This is a genomic window from Anaerococcus sp. C0059F3 (assembly GCF_056590475.1).
Map to the genome: position 1 here is coordinate 56506 of NZ_JBWPWE010000011.1, position 14924 is coordinate 71429.

Here is a 14924-nt window from a genome sequence, read left to right on the forward strand (position 1 = left end):
ATATATTATGCTAGTGACTTATATATATTTTCAAGGTTTTCCTTGATTATTTCTTGGATTGTGACTTCCTTGTCGATTTCTTCTTGGGTTGCAAATTCCATTGTTGATAGTGGGGCTACTTCTGCACCTATTTCATCAGCAATAGTCTTTGCTGCCTTGTCAGAACCACCTTTTTCAAAGAAAACTGTCTTGATTTGGTTTGCTTTTGCAAGGTCTGTCACTTCCTTCATAACCTTAGCATCTGGGTCTGCTGTTGATGTTAGGCTTGCTAGAGGAATTTGTTCAAGACCAAAGTCCCTTGCTACATAACCAAAAGCTTCGTGAGGAACTATGAATTTCTTGTTTGTTACTTTTTCAAATTTTTCCTTGTATTCAGCTATTATTTCGTCGAATTCTTTAGCAATTTTTTCGTAATTTGCTTCGTAGTAATCCTTGTTGGCTGGGTCAATTTCTGATAATTTATCTGCAATTACCTTAGCTTGGGCTTTGGCATTTACAGGTGATAACCAAGTGTGTGGGTCAAACTCGCCGTGGTGGTGATGATGTTCTTCTTCCCCATCTTCGTGGTCGTGATTATCGTGGTCAGCATCTTCGTGATCATGGTCAGCGTCTTCGTGGTCGTGATCATGGTCGTCTGCATCTTCGTGGTCGTGGTCTGCCTTTATAAGGTCAAGACCCTGGCTTGTGTCAACCATTGTAATATCAACAGTTTCTTCCACATCATCCTTCCAATCTTCCATACCTGCCCCATTCATAAAGATTAATTGAGATTCAGATAATTCTGCAATTTCCTTTGCAGATGGCTCAAAATCGTGGCTTTCGGTAGTAAGAGAATTAAATGCCTTAACTTCAAACTTATCGCCAGCAATTTGCTTTGTTAGGTTGTAAATTGGGTAAAATGAAGCGTAAATCACCTTTGATTCGGCTTTATTTTCAGCCTTTGATTCTGTTTTTACTTCTTCCTTTGTTTCTGTATTTGTATCATTCTTAGCTTGATTTCCGCAGCCTGTCACTGCAAGGGCTAAAGCTAGTCCTATAAATAAATTTTTCTTTTTCATACATACTCCTTTTGCAAATGATTTGCACATGTATTATATAGGCGTTTTTATATCTGTCAAATCAAGTATAATGTTTTTAAGGAGAATAATATGCAATTAAACGACCTACTAAAAAACAAAAACCTAAGGATTACCAAACAGCGCAAGCTAATCCTTGACTACATTGACAAGAAAAACGAACCAGTAAGCGGTCAAGCAATCTATGACGACCTAAAAAAAGAAATGGCAATAGACCTTTCGACTGTCTACCGCAACCTCAACATCCTTGAGGAAAACGACCTTTTGCTCAAAACTTCTGACCTGGATGGGATTTCCTACTATCAAATAAATAAGGACGACCACAAGCACTTTATAACCTGCTCACGTTGCCACAAAAAATATATCATCAAATCTTGCCCAGTCCACGACCTTGAAAAGGAAGTTGCAGCTGAAACTGGCTTTATAATAAATGGCCACAACTTTGAATTTTACGGTATATGCCCTAACTGCCAAAGGGAAATGGAAAATGCATAGGCTAATCCTTGCCATTTTTCTCGCCCTAACTTTAACATCTTGCGACCAAATCCCAAAGGGAAATAAAAATGAATTTTCTAAGGAAGAAAGGCAAATTTATCAAAAAGCCAAAGTCAAATATGCCGTAGATGGGGATACTATTTGGGTTGATATTGATGGAAAAGACGAAAAAGTGAGGTTTGTCGGCGTAAATACGCCAGAAATCGCAAAGGACGGAAAGCCTGCCGAATTTATGTCAGATGAGGCCAAAGATTTTACAAATAGTATTTTGAAAAATAAGGAAATCTACTTGGAAAAAGATATTTCCGACAGGGACAAATACGATAGGCTCCTAAGGTATATTTGGTTAGAAAAGCCAGTCGGTAATCCTAGCCTATCCGATATTGAAAAAAAGACCCTAAACGGGATTTTGGTCAAGGAAGGCTACGCCTACGCAAATTACTATAAACCTGACATAAAATACCAGGAATATTTAAAAGAATTAGAAAAGTCTGCCCAAGAAAATAAAAAAGGAATCTGGTCAGACGGTACAGAACAAAAAGAAGAAAAAATCGACCAAACCCACCTCATAAAAGGAAACAAAAACTCCAAAGTCTACCACCTCCCAGAATGGCCTTCTTATGACACAGTCAAAGAAAAAAACGCAGTCTATTTTGAAACAGAAAAAGAGGCTAAGGACGCTGGTTTTAGGCCTGCGAGATAGGTTTCTATAAAAAATAAGCCTTGCTATTTAATCAAATATTATAAGAAAAAAGAGCTCATCAAAGATTTTTATCTTGATAGCTCTTTTAAATTCCTAATCATATATATTTTTTCTATGACCAATATCAATAGCAAGTACAATTAGCTCATCGTCTCTAATATCGCAAATCACCCTATAAGCCCCTATCCTATAACGCCACAGGCCCTTGTGGTCCCCTTTTAAAGCTTTGCCGAATCTTCTGGGATCTTCGAGCCTATCTAGCTTTGATTTCATATCTTTCGCCAGCATAAGACCGAGATGTTTGTCCATTTTCTTAATTTTTTTCCTAACATTTTCTGAAACAACTAACCTATAAGTCATTTTCAAGTTCCGAAATCAAATCATCTATAGAATAAGTTACTGGGTTTTTTTCAAACTCTGCCAAGGCCTTAAGCCCTGTTTCATAATCAAGCTCATCTTCAATCTGACTTGCTAAGGCAGTTTTAAAAAGCTCAGATAAATTTTTGCCAGTATGCTTAGAATAAGACTTAAACAACTTATTTTCTTCTTCATTTAACCTAAGTGAAACAACGCTCATAACAACCTCCAATCTTTGTTTACATTGTACTACATTCATAGTTTTATTCAATCTACATAATCAATAAAAAAGAAGCATATAGTTATTAATGCTTCTAATCTTTGGCACGTCCTCAGGGAATCGAACCCTGGGCTTGGGCTTCGGACACCCTTGTTTTACCACTAAACTAAGGACGCTCGATTGTGATGTTTGTGTAGGAGATTTGGTCTAGAAATCTTAATGGCAAAAAGGTATTGCCGAGGCCGCTTGATACGTAAATCTGACTTTCATTAAAATTGTAAAGTCCGCTGTCAAAGTCTGGGAAATATCCTTCTCCTGGAGCTATCAAAGCACCTATAAATGGGGCTCTGACTTGGCCTCCATGGGTGTGGCCGGAAAATATTATATCCATCCTTGGATCGTAATTTTCCCTAATTCTTTTAGAAAAATGGGCCAATACCAAATTTAGACCTTGATCTGGCTTGAAATCATCAAGGTTCATTCCCCAATAAGGGACTCCATAAATATATACCTCATTATCCCATATCCTAAGATTTTCTCCTTGGTTATCAAGTTTTTTGATGCCCAATTTTTTTATTTTCTCATAAAAAATCTCAGATTCTTCAGAGGCTTCCTCATGGTTTCCTGAGACATAATAGGTTTTGATTCCAAGTTTTGAAAGTTTTTCCAAAAAGAACATGGTCCTTTGGAGCTTTTTTTCTGTTGGGTAATCGATCATATCCCCAGTTAGGAAAATCAAATCGGGATTAAAAGTCTTGATATTACTTAAAACCTCATCGAGATTTGAAAGGACATTGGAGTGAAAATCTGAAATGTGGGTGATTTTTATATCCTTATTGACCTTGGGACTTTTTATAGTAAGTTTTTTCTCCACGCCCATAAAGGCCTGGTCATGGAGATATTTGCCTGTCAAAACCATTGTGGCAAGAGCGAGTCCTGCCACAATTTTCTTTTTATTTTTCATCGAGATCTCCTAGATAAAGGTCGCTTCCCATATCTGAAGGAATCTTAAAGCCGAGTCTTGGCGAAAAGCTCCTGCCTGTCACATTTGGGCCGTCAACAGCTGTGGACCTCTTAAATTGGGACTGGGCAAAGCGTTTAAAATATGATTTTAGCCAATATTTTATAGTTTCCCTGTCGTAGGCACCTTCAAAGGCGTAGGTGGCATCGGTAAGAATTTCCTTTGCACTCTTGTGGTAGGTCAAGTGCTGGTAGATGAAAAAGTCCAAAAGTTCGTAAGGGCCGATTATGTCCTCGGTTTTTTGGGTAATTTCTCCCGCTTTTTCGCTTACAAGTTCTGGCGAAACTGGAGTATCTAAGATATCTGTCAAAACATTTTTAAGGTCTTCATTTTCTGTAAAATGGGCATAAGATTTGATTAGGTATCTTAGTTCGGTTTTCATCAAGCTAGCATTTAGGCTGTAAGATGACATGTGATCGCCATTGTAGGTTGCAAAACCTTGCATATTTTCAGACAAGTCGCCAGTTCCCACAACGATGCCCCCATCCATATTTGATAGGTTAAAAAGTACCTGGGTCCTCATCCTTGCTTGGGCATTTTCGTAGGCTAAATCTGGTGTCAATCCGTCATGACCTATGTCTTTTAAATGGGCTGTGACGGATTTTGAAATATTTATTTCCTTTAGGTCAATTCCGAGTGCCTGGCAAAGCTTATAGGCATTGGACTTGGTCCTGTCGCTTGTGCCAAAGGCTGGCATGGTGTAGGCACCGATTTTTGCCTTATCAAAACCAGCGATTTCATAGGCCTTATTTATGGCAAGGAGGGTAGCTGTTGAATCAATTCCGCCAGAAACTCCCAAAAATACCTTTTCTGTCACAACTGCTTTCATTCTTTGAATAAGACCTAGGGCCTGGATATCCAAAGCTTCCTCTAGATAATATTCAGAATATTCTTCATCTGGCAAATATGGGAATTTATGAACTTGGTATTTTTCGTCTGTATGATTGTTAAAGTTAGAAATCCATTCAAATTCATAGCAATCCATAGGGAAAATCGCAGGATTATTTCTTAAAACTTCCCCATTTTGGGCTATATAAGTTGACCCTGTGTAAACTAAATCTGTAGAAGATTCGCCTAGGCCTGCTGATGTATGGACATAGATACAATCTTTTGATAGGAATTCAATATTTTGCCAAATTTTTTCTTCTGTATAAATATAGCGAGGATTTGCTGCTGGGTTTAGGATGATATCAGCTCCAAGCTCTTTTAATTTCAAAGATTTTGGAATTGTCATTTCCTCGTCTTCCCCAATTGTAATTCCGATTTTAAGGTCAGAAATTATATCAACAAAGTCTTCCTTATCAAGGCAATAGTCAAAGGCCTTGACATAGCCTTTTGGATTTGATTCAAAGATTGTCTTTTCATATTTTTTTAGATTTTCTTTTATGCTTAAGCTTAAAAGTTCGCCGCTTCTTACAAAGGCAATACCATTATAAAGACCAAACTCTGCCCTTAGTGGAAGGCCCACTGTAAAGGCTAGGTCATAATTTTTGCTAAAATCGATTAGATCTTTTAGGCCATTTTCTGCCGATACCAATAAGTCTTCTTCAAGATATCCGTCATAAAGACTCGCCCCGGTAAGGCAGAGTTCTGGAAGGGATAAAATATTTACCTTTTCTTCCTGAGCTTCATTTATTAGATTTTTTATTTGTTTAACATTTTCTGCCACATTTCCCAGAGAAACTGGAAAAGATGCAGATTTTATCTTTATATTTCTTTTCATAATCAACCTCTTAGTCTTATTTTACCATAATTTTACAAAAAAAGAGGACCCTATTGGGTCCCGCTCTCTAAATTTAATTTTATAGGTTTTTGATTTCTTCGATTAGGGCTGGTACTACTTCGTGGAAGTCGCCTACTATACCGTAATCGCAGTTTTTAAAGAATTGTGCACCCTCATCGTTATTTATAACTACAACTTTTCTCGCAGAGTCAATTCCCTTTAAGTGTTGGATTGTACCTGAAATACCTATACCAAAGTAAAGTTCGCCAGTAAATTTCTTGCCACTAACGCCAATATAGTGGTCATTTGAAACATAGTGTCTAACTTGGGCAGCAGGTCTTGATGCCCCAAGGACTGAGCCTGTAAGCTTTGCAAGGTCTTTTGCCAAATCTAGGTTTTGTTTTTCACCAAGACCCATACCAACAGCCACAACCCTCTCAGCGCCTTCAATAGGGCTTTCTAGGTCAACTGGGTCTTTCTTAAGCTTAAGGCCATCAGCAAGGAGGGCTGCCACAACTTTCTTAACAGCTTCCCTAACATCTCCAACAAAGACTTCTTTCTTCCTATCTTCAACCTTAGCTGAGGCTTTTTTAGTGGTATCTTCTATCTTTGTAACCTTCTTAGCATCTTTTTTATCCAAAATATAGGCTGCGATTGTTTCCTTCATAAGGTCGCCAGAACCATCATAGATTTGGCTAATCTTGGCATCTCTATAAAGTTTATCAAGATCAGTAGCAGATGATGAGGTACCACTACACATATCAAGGGCCTTGGATGAGAAATCTTCAGAAAGCTTTGAAACAAAAAGTTTAGCCATAGAAGTATCTTTGCCATAAAAATCTGCCTTAGCGTCCATTTTTAAGGCCGCATCCCTAACCATCATCTTTGCTGCCTTAAGGTCTGTAGCCATAGAAGCGAGGATTGGACGATTGACCTTGGCAGCCTTACGAGCCTTAAAGGTCTTCAAACCACTTTGTAAATAAGTTTGACTAGCTTCATAAGCAGCATCTGCCAGACCTAAGGCAAGGGCAGCTGTTGCAAGGTTACTTGCCTCAAAAATTTCCTCAATATATTCATTTGCCTTGTTAATCTCGCCAATTAAATTTTCCTTTGAAACTTTTGCGTCTTTTAAAATCAAGTCTCCAGTTATAACTGATCTTGAGCCTAAATTCTCATAGGTTTTTGAAAAAGAAAGTCCTTGGCAATCCTTATCAATTATGAAAAGTGAAAGTCCATTTTCCTTATCTCTTGGGTTTGTAAGGGCTGTTACCAAATAATAATTTGCAAGACGAGCGTTGGTTACTAGGATTTTCTTGCCATTAAGTAGGAAGTAATCTCCCTCTTCTGTGGCAGTTGTTTGGATATCCTCATCTTCCTCATAGTGGCCAAGACCTCCTAGGTTTTTGCCATCTAGGAGTAAATTCAAATACTTTTCTTTTTGTTTTTCGTTTGCAAATTCATTTATAGGCCAAGTAGCCAAAGAAGTATGGGCAATGACAAGGCTTGCAAGTCCACTATTTACCCTAGCTATTTCCTCAACAGCGGTAGCATAGTTGTCGTAAGATAAACCACAGCCCCCAAATTTTTCTTCAAATGGAATGGATAAGAGCCCAGCTTCTCCTATTTCGTTTAGGATTTCAAGAGGGAAGTCCTCTTCCATAAAGGCTGCAAGTGGCTTAACCTTTTCATCTGCAAAACTCCTTACAAATTTTCTAAATTCATTAATTTCTTTTGGCAATTTATATGTCATATTTTCTCCTTAATTTACTACGCTTATATATAAGTGATACCCATTATCATTTTAATAAAACATTTTCATCAAAGTTTATTAACTCTTTCAATAAATAAGTTTAACATCGGCGGAAAACAGGTATAGTTAAGTTAGAAAAACAATTATTTAACAAAGGAGTTAATATGCACAATATAATAGAAGTACTCGATAATATTTATTGGGTAGGTGTGAATGACCGCAGAATCAACAGGTTTGAGAATATGTTCGAAGTTCCAAACGGAGTTTCTTACAATGCCTTTGTCATCAAGGACGAAAAAAATGTTCTCATGGATTCTGTAGAAGGTGCATTCACAAGACAGTATCTAGAAAATGTTGCCGCAGCTCTAGACGGAGAAGAACTTGACTATATCGTAGTTTCCCACATGGAACCTGACCACTGCAGAAACATTGACTTTATCCTTAAAGAATATCCAAACTGTAAATTTGTCGGAAATGCCAAAACTCACAAGTTTTTTGAGCAATTCTACGATAACAAATTTGCTGAGAGATATGTAGAAATCAAAGACGGCGAAGAATTAAATATAGGTAAGAGAAACCTTAAATTCGTCTTTGCTCCAATGGTTCACTGGCCAGAAGTATTTATGACCTATGAGACAACAGAAGGCTTATTCTTCTCAGCTGACGCCTTCGGTGCCTTCAACGCTATCGCAGGTAATATCGAAGCAAGTAAGGTTATCCACAAGGGTGACTGGTTAGAACAAGCTAGACGTTACTATATCAATATAGTTGGTAAGCAAGGAAAGATGGTACAAAACTTATTTAAAAAGGTAGAAGGCCTTGATATTAATGCCATCCTTCCACTACACGGACCTGTATATAAAGATCCTGAATCAATTAGCTTTATCATGGAAAAATACGGCCACTGGGCAGGCTTTACACCAGAACAAAAGGGAGTAGCTATAGTTTACGCATCAATGTACGGCGATACAGAACAAGCAAGCGACATCCTCGCAAACTACCTAGCTCAAGAAGGCATTGAAGATATTGTTCTTTACGACATCTCTGACTGGGACTTCTCATATCCAGTTGCAGACTGCCACAGATTTACCCACTCAGTATTCGCACCAATCAACTACAACGCAGGCCTCTACTACAAGATGGATGCCTTCCTAAGAGAACTTGTTGGAACAGGCTACAAAAACAGAACTGTATCCTTCTTAAACAACTGGTCTTGGGGCGGAAGAAGCCTTGAAATCGCTCAAGAAATCCTAGAACCTGCTAAGCTAAACTACATTGGCGACGTTGTAAAAATCAACTCCGGAGTAAAAGACCCACAAGTATCAGAACTTAAAGAACTTGCTAAACTAATAGCAGAAGATATAAAAAACACAGAAATTTAAGAAAAAAATTAAGCTCGAAGATTTACTTCGAGCTTTTTGCTATGAAAAATTATAAGTAAATGATTTTATCTAATATGAAAAACTAGCAGAGTTATTAAATGACTTTAATACTTTGCTAGAATTATTTTTCTTTAAAAGATATTCCTTTAGGCTTTTATAAGCATTTTCAGCAGATAGATGAAAGTATGAATTATCTCCCTTTGTATGCTTTAGAGCATTTAAAATAAATTGTTTGTGTTCTTGATAAAACTTGATATTATCAATCAAAAGATTATTTAAATCATAATCTTCATCTTCATTTAACCTATCAATCAGACTCTGCCCATAGACCTTGTGGACAGAAAAACCCAAGCCTTCCTTATTTTTATAATAATTATAAAAAGTTTGCTGGGACAAACCTGATTCTTCAACGATTTTTCTTACAGTGATCTTATCAAGATCCATTCTCACAGACAAGTCTAAGAGAGTTGCTACAAATATTTCTTCAACACTTCTTTTTTTTATGTTTTCTCCCTTATAATATGGTATTTATCTACATAGTCAAAATTTTTTTTATCAAAGCAAGGGTCTTTTTCGAATAAGGCGGATACCTAAAAGGATTATCAAAAAATCCAGCCTTGACCATAGATTTCCTATTAGAAAAATTCATAAAACCAAAAAAACCGTGGTAGCCTCCCTGGCCCGAATTTCCTACTCCCCCAAATTCTAACCTAGGATTAGCAATTTGCATCAAGCACTCATTAATGGCCCCGTTGCCGTATTCCATTTCCCTGATGATTTTATCTTCTATATTTTTATCACGTGTAAAGGTATAAAAAGCTAAGGGCTTTGGCATTCTCTTTATTTTACCCAAAATCTCATCAAGCTTTGAGTAAGAAATTATGGGAATAATAGGTCCAAAAATTTCCTCACCCATGACAGGATCAGAAAAATCGACCCCGTCCATGATAGTTGGGGCTATTTTTAATTTATCCCTATCATAAGCTCCTCCAAAAACTACTTTGTCTTCGTCTATAAGCTCCAAAAGCCTATCAAAATGATGGGTATTTATAATCCTTGGCAAGTCTTTATTAGCAAGTGGGTTTTCCCCATAAAAGTCAGTTAGCTTTTCCTTTAATTCTAAAATTAGATTGTCTTTTATGGCCTTATCTACGATCAAAAAGTCTGGGGCAATACAGGTTTGGCCGGCATTTACAGTTTTGGCCCAGGCAATTTTCTTTGCCGCCATTTTTATGTCAGCTGTCTTTTCAACCAGGCAAGGACTCTTTCCCCCAAGTTCTAATGTTAATTTACTAAGGTGAGGAGCTTGAGCTTCCATAATTTTTTTGGCAACACCAGGACCTCCTGTATAAAAAACATGGTCATAAGGCTTATTTATCAATTCATCATAGTCGAGTTTTTCATTATCTAAATGAATAAAATACTCTTCCCTAAAATTATCCCCGACAATTCTTGAGATAATTTTACTTGTTTCAGTCGATTTTGATGAAGTCTTTAAAATCACAGTATTACCACTTGCTATGGCCCCAACAACAGGACCCAAACTCAAATTAAAAGGGTAATTCCATGGGGAAATAATCAAAGTCACGCCAAGGGGCTCGTAGACATAAAAACTTTTTGCTGGAAAGGTCGTAAGGGACTTTCCTACTCTTTTTTTCTTCATCCACTTTTTAAGATTTTTCTTTGCAAATTTAATCTCTTCAAGGACAAAATGGTATTCAGTAAGATATGATTCAAAATTAGATTTGCCCAAGTCTTTTTCAAGGGCAGCAAGAATCGCCCCTTCATTTTCCCTTATGGCCTTTTCAAGCTTGTTTAACTCTCTCATCCTAAAATCATAGGACTTGGTAGAGTTGCCTAGAAAAAATTCTCTTTGATTATGAATAATATTTTCAAGATTCATAACTGTCCTTTCAAAATTCACAGATTGAAATTCATAAAAAAATATTCTATAAATTAATCCTTTAAAATATCTTTTTCCATCCTTATACACATATATATCATTCCTAAAACCCACGGAATTAAATTAATAAACAAGCCAACTAAAGAATCAAAAAGTCTAAAAACTTCACCTAATATTGCTGTTATCAGTGTAAGAACAATACTAAATATTCCCAATCTTACACCAGACCTATACCAATAAGTATTTCCATTTTCCCAATTTGCTTGGCTTTTAACAAGTCTTGGGAGAAGGTAATGGGACAGGCCACTATACTTATATGAACCTCGCCTTTCTCCCCCACTTTTAAATTCTTTCCTAATTTCCTCTGGTGGGTATGGTTTTGGGTTTTTTAAAAGATTGTAATTTACTATAATAATTAAAATATTTACACCTAAAAATATTAGATAGATTTTATCACTCATATAGACTTTCTACTTTAATATATTTAGTCGCTCTCCCGCTACCTATTTGTTTAATTAAACCTCCATCACTTAGCTCTTTTAATGCTCTCTCGATAGTTCTCTTTGAAATATCTGGGCAGAGTATAACAATATCAGATTTAGATAGGGCTTCTAAAGTGTTATCAAATACCTTTAACACCCTTTCTGCAGATGTCAAAGATTTCTCCCCTATTAGCCTAAATCTCTCATCACATTCACTATATGCCTTGTAAATTACTGATAGCATATATTTTATAAATGGTAATTCATCATTAGTTCCAGAATGCCAATTTTCACTTGACGCTTGCAATTCTTCATAATACGAATCCTTGGTATCTTCTATTATCATTTCTAATGAAATATATTTTCCTACAAAAAAACCATTTTTATAAAGAAGTAGAAGTGTGATAAGTCTAGACATCCTCCCATTTCCATCAAAAAAAGGATGGATGCACAAAAAATCATGAACAACAACCGGAATTAGTAACAATGGTGGTATTTTTAAATTTATAGCTTCATCATAAGCGCTAATCATTTTATCAATGTATGATTCTGTTTCAAAAGCTGATACAGGCTGAAATCTTATTCTTTTTTCCCCTAGTACGTTTGTTTCAACTATACTATTATCTATGCTCTTAAATTTGCCCTTATGACTCCCTCCAGAGTAAGAATATAGTCTATTGTGCAAAGTTAAAATATTATTTTTTGTAAAGTCTATATTTTCATAGTTTTCGTGAATAATATCTAGTACTTGTCTATAGCCATATATTTCTTCTTCATTTCTATTTCTTGGCACACTTTTTTTCTTCATCAATTCTGCTAACCTGCCATCACTTGTAGAAATGCCTTCAATTGCATTTGATGATTTTGTTGATTGGATCTTAGCAACTTCTACCATTTTTTCGAGTACATCTGAGAAATTTTCCACATAAAGTTCCTGTTTACCCTTATACTCGTATATTTTTGCTATCAAATCATACATATTCGCAGGTATATTTAACTCAAGCAATTTTGAATAATTAAATTCCGTCATGAAATCTCACCACCTTTCTCGCCATTATACCATAATTGGCGTATATAAATCAAGATTGGCGAGATTAATCTCGCCATTTTAATTAATTTGGCTATGATAATGCAAAAGTGGCGAGATTAAAAAATGTTATCTATCATTTTAATATATTTATTTTTGCCATTCAACATCTTATGAAATCCTTAAATGACAGGAATTCAATGCTTGACTTTATCTATAAAATGAAACTTTCAATATTTCAATAGATGGCTGAGCCTTGTCAGACTCTTTCATCTGTGACGATGTGAACGAGGTCCTTGTGGTCTGACTTTAAATAATCTTTCATAAAAGTCGGATAAGCCTTATAATTTTCAAGTCGGTCGATTGGTATCCAGTGCATAGTTTCTTTTATGCCTCCCATGGTATGGCTGTGGCTATTAAGATTTTTATCGCCCTTTGGCTTCATCATGTAATAAAAGCAAATCTCATGGCAGTCTACGCCTTTTAAACTAGAGCTTCCTACAAAGAAATTTTCGTGAATAATAGCCAAATAATCAACTTCGTAATAGGCGCCTGTTTCTTCGAAGACTTCTCTTTTTATGGCTTGTTCAGAACTTTCCCCCAAATGGACTCCGCCACCTATGGAATAGTAATAGTCCTCTACTTCATTTCCCGCAAACAAAACGCAGTCATCTTCGACTATTATTGCATCAGCCCTATACCTAAACCACTTATCCCCTTTTCTAAATCCACAATCCTGATCCATCTCTCTTCCTTAACTTTAATTTCAAAATTCCCACAAAAACAAAAATGACCCCTCTGGGTCAAGATTGTATTTTTCTTATTTTTTTATTTCTTATAATCTTATCAAACAAATAATAAAGAGCTTATAAATACTTTTTAAAATCATTTACATAATGATTCTGTTTTCAAAAATTTTTACAAATCCTATTTCACAAGATTTTCATTTTCAGAATAACTTTAGCAATAGTTTCGAAAACTTATCCAAAAAGACTATGAATATTTCCCAGAAATTGAGCACACTAATCCTGTTTTTTCGAAAATTCCTTTTTAACTAGGACTACCGTCTTTCCATAACTCGAACTTCGTTCTCGTTAGGACAAAGCTATAGCATCGGTGGAACTTTCTGCTTATTTTCCTTCGGGAAATAAGGACAAGTTCGAACCTCTGCATAAGGATTTTCATAATTTTCCTTTCGGAAAATTAGGACAAGGCTATAGTACAGCTATGGCTTCGATTTCTATTACTGCACCTTTTGGTATGTTTGCTACTTCTAGGGCAGATCTGGCTGGTTTATGGTCGCCGAAGAATTCTTCGTAGACTTGGTTGAAGGCTGCAAAGTCGTTTACGTCATCTAGGAATACATTGCATTTTACAATTTTATCCACAGATGAACCGCCTGCTTCTACTATGGCCTTGATGTTTTCAAGGGCTCTTTTTGTGGCCTTTTTGATTTCCATTTCTAATTCGCCTGTTGCTGGGTCAAGTGGAAGTTGGCCTGATGTGAATATTAAATTATCTGTAACTATGCCTTGGGCATAGGCTCCTACAGCTGCTGGTGCATTTTTTGTTTGAATTGTTTTCATACTTCCCCCTATGATATCTTTAAAAATTCTTCTAAAGTAAGATTGTTGTCGTAAATTTCCTTGGCATTTTCGACCCCTACAAACCTGTAGTGCCAAGCTTGGGCCTTGTGGTGGGTTTTATTTTCCTTACCCTTTGGATATCTTTCGATAAATCCATATTTATAGGCATTTTCAGCTAGCCATTTGTATTCGGCTGTCGCTTCAAATTTATCATTGTATTTAGAGCCTTCTGTGAAAAAGTCAAAGGCTGTGCCTGTTTGGTGTTCACTTGTGCCGGCTGGTTCTGCATCAACTTCGCCCGCATCATACATCTTGCCCTCAAGCTCATAGCCCCTGTAGTCAGACGCTATCTTTAGGTTTAGGCCAACTCTTTCCATATCTTGGCGCATGGTTTCGAAGGCACGCCTAGCAGTCTTGTCCACACCTGGGTCAAAATTTGCTGGTAGTGGATAGGCTTCGCTGACATAAACTATTCCGCTTACAACCTTTACAGTCTCGCTTGGATCTGTCTTTGCAAGTCCATATTTATTTACATAATAATATGAATCGTCAATTTTTACCTTTGCAAAACCGTTTTCCGAGCCATAAAAACCAAGGTATTGGCCTTCCTTTACAAACTTATCTGTTTTTGAATAATCATTTGGAAATTGGTAGGCATATTGGGTTTGTAGGCACTTCACATACTCAACAAGCTCATTTTCATAAGAGCTATCTTCGATCTTTTGTTCATCTTTTAAATCTATATTTTTAAAACCAATCTCAGTTGCTACGTGGACATCGGATGTGCTGGCTTTTTCCTCTTTGGCTTTATCTGCCATTAATTCACCAGATGCAATCCTGTATTCACTTGGTCTTCTGATTTGGTAATCATCATCTTTTTGTAGGGCAAACTTAGCTGTTGTAAGGGTCAAAACCAATCCAGCACCTAGAAAAATTGCCTTTTTTCTCCTTCTTCTTGTCTCTCTTCTTTTACGTCTCTTAAGCTCTCTGATACCTTTGTTTGACATTTTTATTCCTCTATTTATTTCAATATTTTAGTGTAAATCTGTGGGTCAGTAAGGTCTTGCATAAATATTAAATATATTTCAATTTACTATTTTAGTTCAACATTACATTTCGTTACCATTATTATAACACGAATTTTACAAAATGAACAGGGCAAAATGCGTATTTTTTAAAGAAAAAAGTAAAAAATCCGA

At 36.3% G+C, this 14924-nt stretch carries 16 protein-coding genes and 1 tRNA gene; 3 read left to right on the forward strand and 14 right to left on the reverse strand.

Going from position 1 to position 14924, the window contains the following annotated elements; genetic code table 11:
* Positions 1 to 5: 5 nt before the first annotated feature.
* Positions 6 to 1058 carry a metal ABC transporter solute-binding protein, Zn/Mn family gene (locus tag AC1EJ5_RS08025; protein WP_479815639.1) on the reverse strand — a complete coding sequence of 351 codons (1053 nt, stop codon included), beginning with the start codon at positions 1056 to 1058 and terminating at the stop codon, positions 6 to 8.
* Between the two features lie 90 nt (positions 1059 to 1148).
* Here AC1EJ5_RS08025 and AC1EJ5_RS08030 point away from each other — a divergent pair, with 90 nt between their 5' ends.
* Complete coding sequence (locus AC1EJ5_RS08030; RefSeq protein ID WP_308748344.1) at positions 1149 to 1571, forward strand: Fur family transcriptional regulator; 423 nt, start codon at positions 1149 to 1151, stop codon at positions 1569 to 1571.
* Positions 1564 to 2274: a thermonuclease family protein gene (locus AC1EJ5_RS08035; protein WP_479815640.1), complete on the forward strand. Its 711-nt coding sequence runs from the start codon at positions 1564 to 1566 to the stop codon at positions 2272 to 2274. Before AC1EJ5_RS08030 ends, AC1EJ5_RS08035 begins: the two co-directional genes overlap by 8 nt.
* Before the next feature lie 93 nt (positions 2275 to 2367).
* On the opposite strand, the gene AC1EJ5_RS08040 is transcribed toward AC1EJ5_RS08035, so the two are convergent.
* The 6 genes from AC1EJ5_RS08040 to AC1EJ5_RS08065 form a co-directional block, all read right to left on the reverse strand.
* Entirely contained in the window at positions 2368 to 2634 is a 267-nt protein-coding gene (locus AC1EJ5_RS08040) for a type II toxin-antitoxin system RelE family toxin (RefSeq protein WP_311487367.1), read from the reverse strand.
* Positions 2624 to 2851 (reverse strand): type II toxin-antitoxin system RelB family antitoxin, encoded by a 228-nt coding sequence (gene relB, locus AC1EJ5_RS08045; RefSeq protein ID WP_311487368.1) that lies wholly within the window; start codon positions 2849 to 2851, stop codon positions 2624 to 2626. The genes AC1EJ5_RS08040 and relB overlap by 11 nt, the downstream gene beginning before the upstream one ends.
* Before the next feature lie 102 nt (positions 2852 to 2953).
* A tRNA-Arg gene (locus AC1EJ5_RS08050) sits at positions 2954 to 3027 on the reverse strand.
* Positions 3018 to 3815 (reverse strand): metallophosphoesterase, encoded by a 798-nt coding sequence (locus tag AC1EJ5_RS08055; RefSeq protein ID WP_311487369.1) that lies wholly within the window; start codon positions 3813 to 3815, stop codon positions 3018 to 3020. The genes AC1EJ5_RS08050 and AC1EJ5_RS08055 overlap by 10 nt, the downstream gene beginning before the upstream one ends.
* Positions 3805 to 5595: an NAD(+) synthase gene (gene nadE, locus AC1EJ5_RS08060; protein ID WP_479815641.1), complete on the reverse strand. Its 1791-nt coding sequence runs from the start codon at positions 5593 to 5595 to the stop codon at positions 3805 to 3807. Before nadE ends, AC1EJ5_RS08055 begins: the two co-directional genes overlap by 11 nt.
* 79 nt (positions 5596 to 5674) lie before the next feature.
* A complete protein-coding gene (locus AC1EJ5_RS08065) occupies positions 5675 to 7345 on the reverse strand; it encodes an acyl-CoA dehydrogenase family protein (RefSeq protein WP_479815642.1) in 1671 nt (556 codons plus the stop codon).
* Positions 7346 to 7509: 164 nt separating this feature from the next.
* Between AC1EJ5_RS08065 and AC1EJ5_RS08070 the strand changes: the two genes are divergently transcribed.
* Positions 7510 to 8727 carry an FprA family A-type flavoprotein gene (locus tag AC1EJ5_RS08070; RefSeq protein WP_479815643.1) on the forward strand — a complete coding sequence of 406 codons (1218 nt, stop codon included), beginning with the start codon at positions 7510 to 7512 and terminating at the stop codon, positions 8725 to 8727.
* Positions 8728 to 8796: 69 nt separating this feature from the next.
* On the opposite strand, the gene AC1EJ5_RS08075 is transcribed toward AC1EJ5_RS08070, so the two are convergent.
* The 7 genes from AC1EJ5_RS08075 to AC1EJ5_RS08105 all read right to left on the reverse strand — a co-directional run bounded on the left by AC1EJ5_RS08075 (position 8797) and on the right by AC1EJ5_RS08105 (position 14732).
* Positions 8797 to 9171, reverse strand: a complete 375-nt coding sequence (locus tag AC1EJ5_RS08075) for a TetR/AcrR family transcriptional regulator (protein WP_311486636.1) — start codon at positions 9169 to 9171, stop codon at positions 8797 to 8799.
* Between the two features lie 88 nt (positions 9172 to 9259).
* Positions 9260 to 10630, reverse strand: coding sequence for an aldehyde dehydrogenase family protein (locus AC1EJ5_RS08080; RefSeq protein ID WP_479815644.1), 1371 nt, complete (start codon positions 10628 to 10630; stop codon positions 9260 to 9262).
* 53 nt (positions 10631 to 10683) lie between these two features.
* Positions 10684 to 11091, reverse strand: coding sequence for a hypothetical protein (locus tag AC1EJ5_RS08085; protein ID WP_308748353.1), 408 nt, complete (start codon positions 11089 to 11091; stop codon positions 10684 to 10686).
* On the reverse strand, positions 11084 to 12142 hold the full coding sequence (locus AC1EJ5_RS08090; protein WP_479815645.1) for a Fic family protein: 1059 nt from the start codon (positions 12140 to 12142) through the stop codon (positions 11084 to 11086). Before AC1EJ5_RS08090 ends, AC1EJ5_RS08085 begins: the two co-directional genes overlap by 8 nt.
* A 256-nt stretch (positions 12143 to 12398) precedes the next feature.
* Entirely contained in the window at positions 12399 to 12884 is a 486-nt protein-coding gene (locus tag AC1EJ5_RS08095) for an NUDIX hydrolase (RefSeq protein WP_479815646.1), read from the reverse strand.
* Between the two features lie 469 nt (positions 12885 to 13353).
* Positions 13354 to 13725 carry a RidA family protein gene (locus AC1EJ5_RS08100; RefSeq protein WP_479815647.1) on the reverse strand — a complete coding sequence of 124 codons (372 nt, stop codon included), beginning with the start codon at positions 13723 to 13725 and terminating at the stop codon, positions 13354 to 13356.
* Between the two features lie 8 nt (positions 13726 to 13733).
* The gene (locus AC1EJ5_RS08105) at positions 13734 to 14732 is read right to left on the reverse strand and encodes a M15 family metallopeptidase (protein ID WP_223419807.1); all 999 of its coding nucleotides are present in this window, start codon (positions 14730 to 14732) and stop codon (positions 13734 to 13736) included.
* Positions 14733 to 14924: the final 192 nt, after the last annotated feature.